Source organism: Synechococcus sp. (genome assembly GCF_982614295.1).
This window is the reverse complement of record NZ_CEXBMR010000003.1, coordinates 45,980-61,183: the sequence shown is the minus strand read 5'-3', so window position 1 is coordinate 61,183 and position 15,204 is coordinate 45,980. Positions and strand designations below refer to the sequence as shown.

The following is a 15,204-nucleotide window of genomic DNA, read 5'->3' as shown; positions in this document are numbered from 1 at the left end:
AAGTACATTGATTCAAAATATTATTGGAACCAATGGTCCTGTATATCAACACATCAAGGGCTTACCTTCTTCCCTCGGCCTTAACAACTTTGCCGTGGAATGGATCGGAGGTTATGTGCCAATGGATAACCCTATATGAATGGCGAAAATGAGCTAAAAAGATTTATTGAACGTTGCAAGAGTGATCCTGAGTTATTTAAACAACTTTCAGAATTTGGCGTAGAGAAGTGGGGGGAGGAACACCTGCCTCTGGATGTAAATATTGATAAGTTGATCGAGCTGGCTGGCCGCTATGAATACTATTTTGATAAATCGGATATTGTTACCAGTCAATGCAAGCAATTGCATAATTTTTGGATGTTTGAAATGGAAAACTCATTTGTAGCAAGGCGTTACCTCGCCCGCATTCAACTTCAAATTAGTCATGGGGATTCAACTTTTCCTGGCATTGATTGCTACCGTTATTAAATAAACAGCCCTATGCCATTGTTCTAGAAAAAACTTTGCATTAACCATTTCAATTGGCCTGATAACCCCCTAGGGTCTCTTTTACTAGCTCCGCAGCCAAGGTGAACAGCAGCAGCCTCCATTGGGATGTAATCGTAATTGGCGCTGGCATCGGCGGCCTCGTAACCGCTAGCCAACTTGCCGTTAAGGGGGCAAAGGTGCTGGTGCTGGAGCGCTACCTGATCCCAGGTGGATCTGGTGGCAGCTTTAAGCGAAACGGCTACACCTTTGATGTGGGAGCTTCAATGATTTTTGGGTTTGGTGAAAAGGGTCACACCAACCTGCTTACCCGCGCCCTTACTGATGTGGGTGAACATTGCGAAACCATCGCCGATCCAGCTCAGCTTGAATATCACTTACCCGATGGTTTAACAGTTGCCGTTGATCGCAACTATGAAAGTTTTATATCAATATTAGTGGCAAAATTTCCCGAGGAAGAAAAAGGTATTCGTGCTTTTTATAATACTTGCTGGCAGGTATTTAATTGTCTTGATGCAATGCCACTTCTCTCGTTAGAAGATCCCGCATATCTAGCCAAAGTATTCTTTCGTGCACCTTTAGCCTGCCTTGGTTTAGCTCGTTGGTTACCGATCAATGTGGGTGATGTGGCACGTAAATTCATCAAAGATTCCGCTTTGCTTAAATTTATTGATATGGAATGTTTTTGCTGGAGTGTGATGCCAGCAGATCTCACGCCAATGATTAATGCAGGCATGGTTTTTTCTGATCGCCATGCCGGTGGTATTAATTATCCAAAAGGTGGCGTTGGTGTGATTGCAGAAAAATTAGTTAGCGGGCTAGAACGCCATGGCGGCCAAATTCGCTACAAAACAAGGGTAATCAAGGTGTTGCTAGAAAATGGCAAAGCAGTTGGGGTGCAACTAGCAAATGGGGAGCAAATCCGCAGCCGCAAAGTGGTAAGCAATGCCACCCGCTGGGACACCTTTGGCAATTTGATTGATACCGTTCACATCCCAAAAGCAGAAAATACTTGGCGAAAACGCTATAAACCGTCCCCATCCTTCCTTTCGCTTCATTTGGGGATTGATGCCGCCCTAGTGCCCAAAAATTTCCATTGCCATCACCTATTGCTTGAGGATTGGCAGCAGATGGAAGCCGAACAGGGAGTGGTGTTTGTTTCGATGCCAACTCTGCTGGATTCGGCCTTAGCTCCAGCCGGTAAACACATCCTGCACTGCTTTACCCCCAGTTCAATGGAGCATTGGCAAGGGCTAACAGCATCGCAATATCAAGCCAAAAAAGAAGCCGATGCCCAACGCTTGATCGCCCGGCTTGAAGTTTTGCTGCCAGGCGTGGAAGCTGCCATTGATCACCTTGAAGTGGGCACTCCCCGCAGCCATCGCCGCTTCCTTGGCCGCCATCAAGGCAGCTATGGGCCAATTCCAGCAATGCGTTTGCCAGGGTTGCTAGCGATGCCCTTCAACCGCACCGCAATTAAAGGGCTCTACTGCGTTGGCGATTCCTGTTTTCCAGGCCAAGGCTTAAATGCAGTGGCCTTTAGTGGTTTTGCCTGCGCCCATCGCATTGGCGCCGATCTAGGCATCAACCCATGGGCACTACCTAATTAAATCAATGACTTCATACCCAATGGCACCATTAATAAAAACAACTTTATTGTTTTTATATTTAGCCCTGGTTTTACCACTGCCGGTCCTTGCACCAAGCGAATTGAAATTGTGGTTACTTTCAGCAACAATATTAGGTTTTTTATTGGTATTAGCACTTGTTAGTGAAGAGGTGCAACTCAGCTCCAGCAGCTTGAAAGTGGGATACCCAATCTGGAGCCGTTGGTTATTACGCCGCGGTTGGCAGGTATCACTTAATGAAATCAAAGCACTTGTGCCTGTTTCAACGAGCCAAGCCGGTTATGTTTATTATTTACGTACAACATCAGGATCTTTTTTATTACCCCAACGGGTAGCTAATTTCACTGAATTGCTTGCCAAATTGCAGCAAGCAACCGGTATTAACACCAGCTCTGTGCAACGGCTTACCCCCCCCTGGACCTACCAATTGCTTGCAGCTTTAAGCGGTTTGATGCTTATCGCTGAGTTGTTCACCGCTTGGTTCCAAGGCTTGGGCTGGAACCTCATTCTGGGGGGAACCATCAACAGCTAATGGTTTATCTGGAAGATTTTCTAGGCTAAAGCGGTAGCCCTGCTGTCGCACGGTTTCAATACCGCCTCCTTCCCCTAAACCAGCCTGCTCAAGCTTGCGCCGCAAAGTGAGCACCTGGGTATCAACAGAACGCGGACCACCACTAAATGGTGGCCAGGCCATTGTTAATAGCTCTTGACGGCTGCGCACATGGCCCGGAGGCATCATCAGTGCACAGAGCAAGGCAAATTCCCGAGGGCTCAGCTCTACCGGTTGATCCCTAAGGGTTACTTGGCGCAGCAATAAATGCACAGCCAAAGGCCCCACACTCACCTTTTCTTGCAAGCCACTACTGCGCCCCAGCAACTTGCGGCAGCGGGCCGCGAGTTCCTCAAGGCCAAACGGCTTACGCAATACATCTTCTGCGCCACCATCAAGCAACGAAACCACCGCTTCGGCGCCGGTGCGGGCTGTGAGAACCATCACAGGGCAACGCAGCTGCGCAGCTAATTTCAAAGCCGTTGTTTCTTCTAGCAGTTCTGCACTCACAAGCAGTTCGGGCTGCTCTTCTAAACAAACCTGCAGAGCTTCTGTTGCTGTTCCCACAGCTGCCGCCATGTGGCCGTCTTGACGCAACCGTTGGGCTAACACCATGCGCAGCGTTGGATGTGGATCCACCACAAGGATGCGGTACTGGCCGGGGGGTTCCACCAATTACTTAGCTAGGCCCCCTACCGTAACTTGTAAGTTCCACTTGGCTGGTGAAGGGCGAAGCCTTGCCAGCTGTCCCAACCCATGAATGCGCTTCAAGATCCCACAGCCATTCGCCATTTCCAGAGCCTCTGTGATGCGCTGCAAGAAATGGCGCTTCGCTACAGCGGCCCATCAGAAATGAAGCTTTATGCAGATGGCTATAACCATGCATTAAGGCGAAGCAAATTGCTAGATCCCCTGAGTCAACAGAGATTTGAGGAACTGATTGATCGTTGGATTCGGGATCCATCTAGCTTTCTGGGCCCCGATGGAGACCCCCGAACTTTATTTGAAAGTGAAAGGCGTTAGGAAGCAAGAGCGATTGCAAGCTTTTCCTTAAGTTCTCCGGAGTTATAAAGCTCTATCAGAATATCTGAGCCACCCAGGAATTCGCCCTTCACATAAATTTGGGGAATTGTTGGCCAGTCTGAATATTCCTTAATTCCTTGGCGGATTTCTTGATCACTTAATACATCAAAAGTATCGAATGGCACGCCAAGGGCGTTAAATATCTGCACTGCATTGTTAGAGAAACCGCATTGTGGCATCAACTTATTGCCCTTCATAAAAAGCAGCACAGGGCTGGCGTTTACCAGAGTTTCAATACGACTTTTGAGTGTTGCGTCCATGGTTACCAAATAATTTGAGAGGGATTTCAGAAAACTTTAGGTGGGGCAAGCAGTGGTTAGGGCTAGGGCGTGGATCGCTTCAGTGGCTAATTCGGTGCGCAATGCGCCGTAAACCAATTGATGTTGCTTCACGCGAGATAAAGATCTGAAGCCCTCCCACAACACTTTTACCTGCAAATGATCACCGCCGCCGGTGAGATCCTCCACTTCCACCAAAGCTTCGGGAAGAGCCAGGCGAATCGCCTCGGCTACTGCAGTTATTTGCACCATTGGGTTTAATTCGTAGTTGTTCCAGCTGGTGCAGCGTAGGGGGTGAAAGCAAAACCCACTTCCACCAATTGTTGATACGCCTTACGGCCATCGGCGGTGGTTGGGGTCATTATTTTCACCACTTCCACCAAAAGTGGTACGGCTACTTCCGATTGGTTTTGACGCCGATAAACAGCTGCTAAACGAAGATTTGCTTGCGCCAATTTTTCAATTGCTTCGCGACCTTTTTGATCCATATCACGGGGGATACGGGCATCTAAGCCGCGGAAAGCTCCTCCAAGATCACGGTAAAAAGACAACAACGAACGGGATGCGTTGCGGGCTTTGTCGTAAGACTTCACCGCGTCTGTGAGATTGCCATTAGCAGCTTCCCGATCACCTTTTGCGAGCAAGGCATCTACAGAACCAAGGTTAAAAGCGTCGCTCGATTGGGCTGCAGCCGTAGGGCCTGCTCCCTGAGCAAGGCTGCTGCCTTGAGTAAGGGGCAACGCAAAACCAACCACCAAGCCTGAAAGCAGCAATAAACGACGCATAAAAGCCAACAGAAATCTTCAATACATAAACTTTATTTGGTTATTGAAGAATTACCCACCCAAGTGCGGGCCGCTTCCTCAGCTGAACGCATTTCTCTCGCTAACCGTATTGAAAGTTCAGCGGCAGCTTTTTTACCTGTACCCGCAATTAATAGAGGTGCTCCAAAACAAAGAGCCGCCCGGTCGCGAAAGCGTGGTATTTGATGGCTATAAGCCAAACCCACTGGCACCACAGGCACCTCCAGGCCTTTTATCTGCGCCAAACTGGCAAGGCGGGGTAAGCCAGGTTCCAGCTCCAGCTCCTCTTGATCGCGGCTGATTTTGCCTTCCGGAAATACAACTACCTGTTCGCCATGGGCCAATAAATCCAAGGCGTAGCGCAGGCTGCCGGTGCCTGGATGGCCTTGATCAATCCCAAAACAACCCAAACGCTGCAAAAACCAACCCTGCAGCCCTTGCATTTCAGTGGTGGTAACCATGAATCGACAATCGCGGCCATGAATGCGCCGCCCTGCTGCCAGCGGCAACATCAAGGCATCCCAGCGAGCCCGATGGGTGGGGGCAAGCAATACCGGCCCACCCCGCGGTAAATGTTCAGCGCCCAGCACTTTTGTTGCCTTGAAATAGCAACGCAAAGCAAGATCTTGAGTGGCCCACATCGCAGCTGGCGCAAGCCAGGGGGCCACAACACTACTGATTGGATTGGCCATTGGAGAACCATATCCAGCGGTTGGGTTCCTAGGATCAATAACTGGACAGCAATTGCGATGGCCAGTCTCGGCGTCAATATCGATCACATTGCCACCGTGCGCCAAGCTCGCCGCACGGTGGAACCAAATCCAGCGAGTTTTGCTCTACTAGCTGAACTGGGTGGTGCCGATGGCATCACCGTGCATTTAAGAGAAGATCGCAGACACATCCAAGACCGTGATGTGGAATTGCTAAAAGCCACCGTGCGCAGCCGCTTAAATCTGGAAATGGCGGCCACCACTGAGATGATCGGGATCGCACAAATGCTTAAACCAGCGATGGTTACGCTCGTGCCAGAACGGCGCGAAGAGGTAACAACTGAAGGGGGCTTGGATGTGGTTTCTATGGGCACCTTGTTAAAGCAGCAGGTGCAAAGCCTTCAAGGCACAGGAATTCCTGTGAGTTTGTTTGTGGATGCCAATTCAGAACAACTACGGGCCTGCCGCGACAGCGGGGCCCTCTGGGTGGAACTGCACACCGGCTGTTACGCCGATGCCCCATGGGGAGCAAAGCAAGCCCAAGAACTAGCCAAGTTGATTGAGGCCACCCAGCACTGCCGTGAAATGGGGTTAAGGGTTAATGCTGGCCATGGCCTCACATATCAAAACGTGGAGGCAATTGCTGCTATTCCTGGAATTGAGGAACTGAACATCGGCCACACAATTATCGCGAGGGCATTAGCAGTGGGCCTTGAGCAGGCAGTACGCGATATGAAAGCTTTAGTGGTGAATCCACGCCCGCTAGAGCAGAATCCAGGCATCGGCAAAGAATTTATCTAATGAGCACCTATTACTTCGTAGCGGCAAGCGAAGCCTTCTTAACTAAAGAAGAACCGCTTGCAGAAGTTCTTTCAGAACGGCGCCGCAATTACGCGGAGAATAATAAAGAAATCGATTTTTGGTTAATTTTAAATCCAACCTTCTTGGATTCTTCTCAGTTTGCAAATCAAGCGACTTCTGTGCCGAGACCAGCTGCAGCCGTAATTTCAACCGATCGTAGTTTTATTGATTTTATGAAGTTGCGATTGGAATTCGTTTTTAAGGGCGAGTTTGAAGCGCCATCCGCAGCAATTCCCGACCCCCTTGCACACGGGGCTTGAGCTCTTCATGGAGCGCTTGGAATTCAAGGGATTCCCCCTGGACCTGCTTAGAAAGCAGCTGTTGAAGGCGCTCAAGCTCATCAGGATGAAGCTCTCCGTTATCCCTCCATTGAAGATCTGTGGTCAAGGTGCTTTTTATAAGTATCCAGATTGTGTCAGGGAATCAACGCGGATAGCGGCATTGATAACCAAAAAAACCTTGAAAAAAGCTAAAGATCGGCAGAAAGAATTATTCGTTGCTTTGCGGCCTTGTTTCGCTTAATCCAAAGCAACAGCATTGAAAGCCTGGCTGAGGCTTTGGCCCAACAGCTAAAGGCCAACACACCAAAAGACCCCTTTTGCGCCCAAAAGGTACTGGTGAGCACCAATGCGATGGGCCGTTGGCTTGCTCTTGCCCTTAGTGAGCAGCTTGGGATTTGCGCTGGCATTGATTTTGATTTCGGTGGTCGCTATTTCCGCAACCTGGTGCGGCAGTTAGCAGCACAACCAAACCACTGCATTGATCCCTGGGAGCCTGATGCCATGCGTTGGCGCTTGGCTCAATTACTTTTTCAGCTGCCTCAAAATGCCATCTACAACCCCCTGCATCTTTATTGGCAGGCGGATAAAAATAAAACAGATAAAAACAGGCCCAAGCTGAATCGCCAGCAGTTGCAATTCCTTTTGCAGCTAACAGATACCTTCGATCAATACGGGCTTTATCGAGCCGCCGCAATGCGGCGCTGGCTAGCAGAAGAAGATCTTGATTTTCAAGGCCAACCACTGCCGGCAGATCAATTGTGGCAACCACACTTATTAAGGGAATTACACAGCCAAGCCAAGCTGTTGGGTTTTAATCACCCCAGCGAACGCTTGCTGGCGGCACCCCAGCAGATAGCAAATGCAACATCTTTAAAAGAGCAATGGCATGAAGAAGGACCATTGCAGGTGTTTGGTTTATCGAGCTTGCCGCCCGCCTTTTTAGATCTATTGGCAACGATTGCAAGCCAAGGGCCACGGGAGGTGGTGCTCTATTTGCTTAGCCCCTGCGATTGCCCCTGGGGCGCTACGCCTGCCCCTATCGATAAAAACGACAGCAGTGTGGAACAGCTAGAAAAAATGCTGCTCCATGAAGGGCATCCGTTATTGGCAAATTTGGGGCGCACCCTGCGGGATTTTGATTGGCAACTGGAACTGATATCCACCAACCTCGAAGAAAATTTCCACAGGCTTTCACTAACGCCTGCCCCGATCGCAAAAGAGTTGAATCTGCTCGATCAACTGAAGCTGGATCTCGCCACTGGAAAGCGCCGCTCCCCTTTGAACGGCCAGAGGCAACCATTGCTAATAACAACTGCACAGCTGAACTTGCAGGTAATCCATTGCCATGGCGATCGCCGCCAGGTAGAGGAAGCCCATGATGCAGTGCTCGCCTTAATGGCTAGCGATCCCAGCCTGCAACCCCGTGAAATATTGCTGCTCACAACCGATGTAGCCCGCTTTGCCCCCCTTGTGCTGGCCAGTTTCGAAAGACCCGGCGGTATCAGTGATCCGCGCCACTTACCAATACGAGTTACCGATCGCACCTTGCGCCAACGCAACGCAAAAATCGATCTCCTGTTTCGCTTGCTTGCCCTTGCCGGCAGCCGCTATGAGCTGGAGGCAGTGCTCGATTTGCTACTGCTGCCGCCAGTGGCCGAGGCGTTGCAGCTAAATGAACTTGAAGCTCAGCAATGGCTGCGTTCAATTCAAGCGCTTGGCGTTACCTGGGGGCGTGATGCCGAGCACCGCCAAAAATGGGGTTATCCCATTTGCAGCCAATACAGCTGGCAGTGGGGTCTTGATCGGCTGCTGCTGGGCTTATTGCTGGAAGATCCTTTTCCAATTGGCAACCCAGCCGATGGGGAATGGCAAGGTTTAGCTGCCCATGGCGATCCCATGCTCACGCCGGCATTAGTGCTGGCCTTGATCGCGGCCTGTGAATCCCTTTTCAGGTTTTTAAGGCCCCTTGAAAGTGCGCAAACTCCTGAAGCTTGGGTGGTTGCTCTAACAAATGCAGTGCAAGGGCTTAGCGGCAGCGGAGGGCCTAATAACTGGCAAACACCTGAACTATTTGAACTGCTCAAACCTTTACGAGCAGCACCTGAAAATGCACCTGCCCTTGAACGCGAAGCAGTAGTACTACTGCTGGAGGAAGCAGAAGCCCAGGAGCAAGGGCGTTATGGCCATGTGAGCGGCGCCGTTACCCTCAGCGCCCTTGAACCGATGCGCTCAATTCCCCATCGCGTGGTGGTGCTGCTCGGAATGGATGAGGAACGGTTGCCGCGGCCTGATCACTCCCCTCAATACAACTTAATTGCAGCAAAGCCATGGCGGGGTGATCGCAGCAGGCGGCAAGAAGATCGAGCGATCCTGCTGGAAACATTGCAGGCCAGCCGCCACCATTGGATTGCCACCTTCACAGGCACAGATCCATGCACCGGTGAGCAACGCAATCCGGCAGGTCCCCTTGCCGATCTAATTAGTTGCTTAGCAAGCGAATACCGCAGCAGTGCCGGCAAACCAATAACTGATCTGTTGTTGCGATATGCAGCGCCGCTGCGGCAACTTCCAGCAAACCCAAAATTACCTTTAGAAGCGATCTGGCCGCCAACTTTAAATTGGCCAAAAAGTGATACAAAAACCATTGAACTTGCTAGTTCAGAAGAATTGCAGCAGTTTTTTAATGATCCTGCCAAACAGCTACTGCAAGCCCATGGCATTCAGCTGCAAAGAAAACCAGAGCAACAATTTGATCCAGAGGAAACAGAATTAAATGGCCTCAGGCGCTGGGAACTGGGGGAACATTTTTTAAATCACGGTTCTGAAGATTTGCAGCTCGCTGCCCTGCAACGCAGGGGGTTATTGCCTGCTGGTCCTGCGGCTCCAGTTGTTAGCGCAGATCTAGCGCGGCGCAGCCTCCAGTTGCTGGAAATACAACAGCAACTGGAAGAAAGCCACCCCACTGGCTTGTGTTTAACCGGCAGTGGCCAGCTAAAGCCAAAAAGACTGCTGCAAGGCTGGATTAACCATCTTTTTGCAAATCAAATAGCTCCGCGTTACACCCATTTAATTGGCCCTCAAGGCAGCGGTGAAAAAGAAAAACTGCTGGCCGTTGCACTCGCGCCTTTAGAGCAACCAACAGCGATAGAACACCTGGAATTGCTGCAACATTTGCGCCGCGAAGGTCTTTGCCGCCTTTTGCCTTTTGAACCCCAGCTGAGCTGGTGGTTGCTGCAAGAAAAGCAAAATCCCGGAGGGAATAAAGCAGATATTGAGCGGCTGCAGTGGCCAGATTCAATAATTCAAATCAATGCTGGAGAACCACCAGAACTTGAAATCTGGTGGGCTCAGGCTGAATGTTGGAGCTTGGTGGAACAGATCCTGCTGCCCCTTGCAGCAGCGATCGCAAAAGATGAACTTACAAGAGAAGAAATGGCGTGAAAAACATCATTGAATCAAGTGAAAATCTGGTTGAGCTTGATTTAAACGGGCCGTTAATTAATGGCACAGAAGTGCTTGAAGCTAGTGCTGGCACCGGTAAAACCTATGCCCTAAGCCATCGGGTTTTGCGGGCTATCGCCGAGCAAGGGCGAACGGTGGATTCAATTTTGGTAGTTACTTTTACACGCGCTGCTGCAGCTGAAATCCGCCGCCGCATCCGCGCTCGCTTGGATCTTGCCGCTACGGCCCTTGCCATGGCCATCGGCGAAAACATTGAAGCAGCTCCCCCCCTCGATCCCACCTTGGCGGCCTTGGTTGCTAGCTGGCATCAAAGCCCAGATCCCTATCAACCTCTACTGCGTTTGTTGGTGGCCCTTGATCAAATGGATCTTGCCCCAATCCACACAATTCACGGCTTCATAAACAACCTGATTCGCGATAACAGTTCACTCCTAAATATTGATTCCCAGGTGGGATTGCAGGAAAACAACCAGGAATTGCTCTTAAAACTTGTTACCGATTGGCGACGCTGCCACATATCCCATAGCCCTAGCCCCTGGCAAGCCTGGGTGCAAAGCCACAGTGATCTAAGGGCTGAACCGCTGTTGCAGCTAGCCCAGTTGGTAGACGACGACAGGGATATGCAACTGCAATCCAATTCAATAAATATCGAACCAGCCAGCCATTGGGCTGAACTAGAGCAGCGTTTCTTTACTGCTTTTTGCATACATGGAGATGAGGCGGCAGCATTATTAGTTGCCCTATGCAAAGGCAAAGGCAACGAAACACCAACAAAATTATTAGCAAAAACCAGGCTCGCAGAATTACCAGCCCTGCTCAAAACAGCGCGGCAGCAGTTTTTTGAAGCGCCATCCCAAACCACTGCAAAAACCTACCGACTGCTGTGCCAAGCACTTGCCACCAGTCGTTTGCGCCAGGTGCTGGCCGATCCCGATCAAGCGCCCCAAGCTGGCCTCCATCAATTAGCAGAAGAGCTTTGCTATGGGCCGGCAGAAGTTTTTACTCAGCATTTTTGTGAGGATCTAAAACAACAGACGAGCAGCCAAAGGCAAGCGGAAAATCTGCTCAGCTTCTCCGATTTACTCGAGCAAGTAGATCCAGCAAAACTGCAATCAGCACAATTAGAAGCTCTACAAAATTGGGCTAAATGCAAATTTAGTTGTTGCTTAATCGATGAATTTCAAGACACCGATCCAATCCAATGGCGTTTATTTGCAGCCCTATTTGATGGGGTGATGCCAGTTACTTTGATCGGTGATCCCAAACAGGCCATCTATCGCTTTCGTGGCGGCGATATCCGCACATACCGCCTTGCCACCAGCGGCAACGATCGCCTGCGGGCTGGCCTTAATACCAATCGTCGTAGTGATCCCCAGCTACTTGCGGTGCTGAACCGTTTATTTAGTGGTGGCGATACTTTTGGCACCGCAAAGATTTCGTATCGCGCTGTGCATCCGCCCGCCGATACCCCCCAATTTCAATTGCGCACTAGCGCCGCTAAAACCGCAGTAGCACCAGTTCGCCTGCGTTGGATCACCAATGGGGATAAACCAAGCGCCACTGGCACTTTGGTAAGTGCGATGGCAGCCAGTGTTGCCAGCGATCTCCAGAATTGCCTTGATCAAGCTCTTGAAAAACTCGATCAAGGCCACTGGCGGGCAATTCATCCGGGTGATCTTGCGGTATTGGTGAGCCGCAACGCTGAAGCCCTTGCTGTTCAAAGGGAACTACTCAGCCGCGGCATCCCTGCACGCATCGGCAGGGGCGGCAATATCTGGTGCACTGCAGAAGCTGGCAGTGTGGCAATTGCGCTTGGGGCTCTCGCCGCTGAGGGTCGCCAGCCGGCAGCCCTTGCTTTAGCACTTTCCCCCCTTGGTGGATTCAACGCAAGGGAGCTATCGGAGTGGCAAGATTTTGAGCAGGGGTTATGGATGCAGAAGCTGCATAAAGCCCGCCAGCGATATTTGCAGCTTGGGCCCTTACCAGCGCTGGAGGTGTTGATAAACGATGGGCCTGGGCTTTCTCGCCTTAACGCATGCCTCGGCGGCCCCCAACGGGTGAGCGATTTATTGCAACTAGGCGAATTACTTCAAGAAAACTGGCAAAACCAAGGGCAACCTTCCGCCGCACGCCTGGGGATCTGGCTTGCCCAAAAGCGTTGCAGCAGCGAAGGCGATAACAACAGCCAACAACGCCTAGTGGCGGCAGGAGAGATGGCTTGCATCAGCACAGTCCATGCAAGTAAAGGCTTGGAGTTCCCCTTGGTTTGGTGTCCCACCCTCTGGCACAGCAGTGGGGGACCCGGAGCAGAAAAACCGTTCAGGGCTTGGGATCAAAGCCTGGGTGGGCGGGTATTGGAAGCAAGCCGCCGTGATGGCAGCAGCCCTCGGCTGGAAAGACGCCAGGAGGCAGAGCTGGAGGCGTGGCAGGAGGGCTTGCGCTTGGGCTATGTGGGGATTACCCGTGCTTGCCATCAGCTGAGCTTTGATTGGGGCCGAATCCGTGACAGCGCAGCCAGTTTGCCCGCCTGGTTGCTACATCCCGAACTGCGGCGTATGGGGGCTCAGCAGCCCTGGGAAGCGATCGCTAAAGCGATTAAAGAAGATTCTTCGCTGCAACAGGTGGTGCAGCGCCGTTGCCTTGAACTTGGCATTGAATTTGAGCTGGTGCCTCCTCAAAATGCAAAAACAAGCTCGCCGCTCACCAAAAAACAAAAACAGACAAAGCCAATTTCTGTAGTTATTTCACCAGCAATACGGCAAAAATCAAATAAGTGGGATTGGGGGCGCTGGAGCTATAGCCGCTTGGTAGAGGCGAGTTCAAACAAAGGTGAATACAGCAAAGCTGAATACAGCACAAGTGAATACGGCAGAGAGGAGGAAGGTTTTGATCCTGATAAAAGTAGTTCCAGTGAGGAGGTTGGCGCTGCAGAAAGCCCCCTCTGGAGTGCCTTACCTGCTGGTGCAGCATTTGGCACCCTTGTGCACGAGGTGCTGGAAAAGCTGGATTTTGATGCGGATCTCAATGGTTCAGAAGCGCAACTAATCCTGCGTAACGCCGTGGCTGGTTCTGGCTTCAACGCAAACCTAGCGCTGCAGCTAGTGCCAGCCCTTGAGGAATTGTTGCAGCGCCCCCTTGGCGGTCCGCTTGAAAAGCTACAACTCAACCAAATCAAACGCCACAACACCCTGCGGGAATTGCCTTTTGATCTGCCCCTCAGCGGATTTAAGAATGGCCCGCCCCAAGATGTGCTGGGCCAGGCCCTAAAGGAACTCGCTCAACATCCCAACAGCAACTTGCGTAACTACGCGCAAAAACGTATTGAGCAGCGCATTCCCCAATGGCGAGCTGGTTTTTTAAACGGTGTGATCGATTTGGTGTTTAGGGCTCCAGATACAAGCGGGCAACTGCAATGGGTGGTGCTGGATTGGAAAACAAATCGCCTTAGCCAAACGGTGCAAAGCCTGATGGCAGCGAAGGATTACTGGCTCCAAGCGCAGCTTTATCGCCGCGCCATAAAAATATGGCTTGGTTTGCGGCTTGGTTTAGATCCACAGGATGAATGCCAGGTGCATGCCCTGATGCTGTTCACCCGCAATGGTGAAACCGCCTGGCTGCTTGATCAAGGCACAAATCCATGAGCGCCGAGCGTTTGATCGCCCTGGCACCTGCTTTGGTGCAACAACAAGCAGCAGCGCTTAAGCCGTTGCTAGAGAATTTTTTCAGCAACCTGGCCTTAGCCAAAGAACCGTTGGAACTTGAGGCCAGCAGCCTTGATCCAGAACTGATTTGCGCCCTTAGAGCACTGCCGTTTGTGCTTGAAAACTCTCCAAATGGAGGATTCCGGCTCTGGAGTTGCAAGGGCCATCGCATGCAAAAAGAGGTGCTTGCTGAACTTTGCGAACGGCTGCAAAGCCAAGGGGGGCTGCTGGTAACAGGTGGTGCGGGAAGCGGTAAAACCAGCCTGGTAAAGCAACTAATACAAGAAACAAGCTCCGGCACAGCTATCGCCTTAATGGCCCCCACAGGCAAGGCCGCTGCCCGGCTGCGGGAAGCGCTAACGCCCCTGGCGCAAGGAATCAACTGTGGCACGATCCACCGCTGGCTTGAAGCCAGTGGTGACGGGCAGTTTCGCCGGGGCCCGAGGAAACCACTGGAACTAGACACCGTGGTGATTGATGAATTTTCAATGGTGGACACAGCCCTGCTAGCTGCTTTGCTATCGGCGTTGCCCACTCATACAAGGCTGCTGCTGCTTGGGGATCCAGGCCAATTGCCGCCGATTGCAGGAATAGGAGCATTGGCCCCTTTAGAAATAATGCTGGCGGTGCAAGCGCCGCAATGCTTGATCAAACTCAAGGGCTCTCATCGCTTTAATGAACACACAAGCTTGGGGCAATTTGTACAACAGCTAAGGCTTTCAGAAGCAATGCTAAATACCAAAATATTTCACAACTTATTAATAAATATATCAAAATCAGATAATTTAAACTGGCACAATCTAAGCATTGGCTGGCCTAAAGAAATAATTGAAAGGCTGCGAAAACACAAGCAAAACCTGCAATTAGCTGCAGAAAATCAAAATTTAGCCGATCAAGAAGCCCTTAATGAACTTTTGGAGCTCATGCTATTAGCGCCAAGAAGAAAAGGGCGCCACGGGGTAGATCAGCTAAATGAACGCTGGCTTGATTTAGATAAAAACAACCCCTTCAGTTGGCCCATCGGAACACCTTTATTAATTAACCGCAATAACAACGAGCGCGGCTTATCAAATGGTGATTTAGGCCTGATTCGACCAGATTTTAGCGGCGGCAAAGTAGCGGTTATCGCCAGTGGTGATGGGCCCCAACGCCTTCCGCTGGAGTTGCTTGGAGGGGTGGAGCCCGCCTTTGCAATTACGGTGCACAAGAGCCAGGGAAGCCAAGCGAAACAGGTGATCGTGGTGATTAATGAGCTGGAAGGCCTTGATCCAAAGCTGCTATACACAGCTCTCACCCGCGCCCAGACAAGGGCAGACCTTCTTTACCTTGAAGATCCAATTTAATTTCTTAACAAAACCGCA

14 protein-coding genes are annotated in these 15,204 nt (G+C 50.9%); 9 read left to right on the top strand and 5 right to left on the bottom strand.

Features of this window, described 5'->3' with window-relative positions:
* Window positions 1-135: 135 nt before the first annotated feature.
* From AC2JC8_RS01255 to AC2JC8_RS01245, 3 genes are all read left to right on the top strand, one after another.
* The gene (locus AC2JC8_RS01255) at window positions 136-468 is read left to right on the top strand and encodes a hypothetical protein (RefSeq protein ID WP_484594064.1); all 333 of its coding nucleotides are present in this window, start codon (window positions 136-138) and stop codon (window positions 466-468) included.
* A 101-nt stretch (window positions 469-569) separates the two neighbouring features.
* A complete protein-coding gene (gene crtH / locus AC2JC8_RS01250) occupies window positions 570-2,096 on the top strand; it encodes a carotenoid isomerase (RefSeq protein ID WP_484594063.1) in 1,527 nt (508 codons plus the stop codon).
* 4 nt (window positions 2,097-2,100) lie between these two features.
* Window positions 2,101-2,646 (top strand): hypothetical protein, encoded by a 546-nt coding sequence (locus AC2JC8_RS01245; protein WP_484399765.1) that lies wholly within the window; start codon window positions 2,101-2,103, stop codon window positions 2,644-2,646.
* On the opposite strand, the gene AC2JC8_RS01240 is transcribed toward AC2JC8_RS01245, so the two are convergent.
* Window positions 2,554-3,336, bottom strand: coding sequence for a response regulator transcription factor (locus tag AC2JC8_RS01240; protein WP_484594062.1), 783 nt, complete (start codon window positions 3,334-3,336; stop codon window positions 2,554-2,556). The two genes, AC2JC8_RS01245 and AC2JC8_RS01240, sit on opposite strands and share 93 nt — an antisense overlap.
* Window positions 3,337-3,420: 84 nt before the next feature.
* On the opposite strand from AC2JC8_RS01240, the gene AC2JC8_RS01235 reads away from it, so the two are divergent.
* On the top strand, window positions 3,421-3,687 hold the full coding sequence (locus tag AC2JC8_RS01235; RefSeq protein ID WP_484399763.1) for a DUF6761 family protein: 267 nt from the start codon (window positions 3,421-3,423) through the stop codon (window positions 3,685-3,687).
* Here AC2JC8_RS01235 and grxD read toward each other — a convergent pair.
* Genes grxD through AC2JC8_RS01215 form a run of 4 tightly spaced genes read right to left on the bottom strand, consistent with a single transcriptional unit; the run spans window position 3,684 to window position 5,520 of the window.
* Window positions 3,684-4,007, bottom strand: a complete 324-nt coding sequence (grxD, locus tag AC2JC8_RS01230; protein ID WP_484399761.1) for a Grx4 family monothiol glutaredoxin — start codon at window positions 4,005-4,007, stop codon at window positions 3,684-3,686. The two genes, AC2JC8_RS01235 and grxD, sit on opposite strands and share 4 nt — an antisense overlap.
* A 36-nt stretch (window positions 4,008-4,043) precedes the next feature.
* Window positions 4,044-4,277, bottom strand: coding sequence for a BolA/IbaG family iron-sulfur metabolism protein (locus tag AC2JC8_RS01225; protein ID WP_484399760.1), 234 nt, complete (start codon window positions 4,275-4,277; stop codon window positions 4,044-4,046).
* Window positions 4,278-4,282: 5 nt separating this feature from the next.
* A complete protein-coding gene (locus tag AC2JC8_RS01220; RefSeq protein WP_484594061.1) occupies window positions 4,283-4,810 on the bottom strand; it encodes a hypothetical protein in 528 nt (175 codons plus the stop codon).
* A gap of 32 nt (window positions 4,811-4,842) precedes the next feature.
* Entirely contained in the window at window positions 4,843-5,520 is a 678-nt protein-coding gene (locus AC2JC8_RS01215; protein WP_484399759.1) for a lysophospholipid acyltransferase family protein, read from the bottom strand.
* 57 nt (window positions 5,521-5,577) lie between these two features.
* On the opposite strand from AC2JC8_RS01215, the gene AC2JC8_RS01210 reads away from it, so the two are divergent.
* The 5 genes from AC2JC8_RS01210 to AC2JC8_RS01190 all read left to right on the top strand — a co-directional run bounded on the left by AC2JC8_RS01210 (window position 5,578) and on the right by AC2JC8_RS01190 (window position 15,186).
* A complete protein-coding gene (locus AC2JC8_RS01210) occupies window positions 5,578-6,339 on the top strand; it encodes a pyridoxine 5'-phosphate synthase (protein ID WP_484419778.1) in 762 nt (253 codons plus the stop codon).
* Complete coding sequence (locus AC2JC8_RS01205; protein ID WP_484594060.1) at window positions 6,339-6,659, top strand: MgPME-cyclase complex family protein; 321 nt, start codon at window positions 6,339-6,341, stop codon at window positions 6,657-6,659. The genes AC2JC8_RS01210 and AC2JC8_RS01205 overlap by 1 nt, the downstream gene beginning before the upstream one ends.
* A 249-nt stretch (window positions 6,660-6,908) precedes the next feature.
* Window positions 6,909-10,121, top strand: coding sequence for an exodeoxyribonuclease V subunit gamma (locus AC2JC8_RS01200; RefSeq protein WP_484594059.1), 3,213 nt, complete (start codon window positions 6,909-6,911; stop codon window positions 10,119-10,121).
* Window positions 10,118-13,783 (top strand): UvrD-helicase domain-containing protein, encoded by a 3,666-nt coding sequence (locus tag AC2JC8_RS01195; RefSeq protein WP_484594058.1) that lies wholly within the window; start codon window positions 10,118-10,120, stop codon window positions 13,781-13,783. The genes AC2JC8_RS01200 and AC2JC8_RS01195 overlap by 4 nt, the downstream gene beginning before the upstream one ends.
* Window positions 13,780-15,186 carry an ATP-dependent DNA helicase gene (locus tag AC2JC8_RS01190; RefSeq protein ID WP_484594057.1) on the top strand — a complete coding sequence of 469 codons (1,407 nt, stop codon included), beginning with the start codon at window positions 13,780-13,782 and terminating at the stop codon, window positions 15,184-15,186. The genes AC2JC8_RS01195 and AC2JC8_RS01190 overlap by 4 nt, the downstream gene beginning before the upstream one ends.
* Window positions 15,187-15,204 lie beyond the last annotated feature (18 nt).

Coding starts and splice junctions, on each gene's coding strand:
- AC2JC8_RS01255 (WP_484594064.1), top strand. CDS start 136: ATGAATGGCGAAAATGAGCTAAAAAGATTTATTGAACGTTGCAAGAGT.
- AC2JC8_RS01245 (WP_484399765.1), top strand. CDS start 2,101: ATGACTTCATACCCAATGGCACCATTAATAAAAACAACTTTATTGTTT.
- AC2JC8_RS01235 (WP_484399763.1), top strand. CDS start 3,421: ATGAATGCGCTTCAAGATCCCACAGCCATTCGCCATTTCCAGAGCCTC.
- grxD (WP_484399761.1), bottom strand. CDS start 4,007: ATGGACGCAACACTCAAAAGTCGTATTGAAACTCTGGTAAACGCCAGC.
- AC2JC8_RS01225 (WP_484399760.1), bottom strand. CDS start 4,277: ATGGTGCAAATAACTGCAGTAGCCGAGGCGATTCGCCTGGCTCTTCCC.
- AC2JC8_RS01220 (WP_484594061.1), bottom strand. CDS start 4,810: ATGCGTCGTTTATTGCTGCTTTCAGGCTTGGTGGTTGGTTTTGCGTTG.
- AC2JC8_RS01215 (WP_484399759.1), bottom strand. CDS start 5,520: ATGGCCAATCCAATCAGTAGTGTTGTGGCCCCCTGGCTTGCGCCAGCT.
- AC2JC8_RS01210 (WP_484419778.1), top strand. CDS start 5,578: ATGGCCAGTCTCGGCGTCAATATCGATCACATTGCCACCGTGCGCCAA.
- AC2JC8_RS01205 (WP_484594060.1), top strand. CDS start 6,339: ATGAGCACCTATTACTTCGTAGCGGCAAGCGAAGCCTTCTTAACTAAA.
- AC2JC8_RS01190 (WP_484594057.1), top strand. CDS start 13,780: ATGAGCGCCGAGCGTTTGATCGCCCTGGCACCTGCTTTGGTGCAACAA.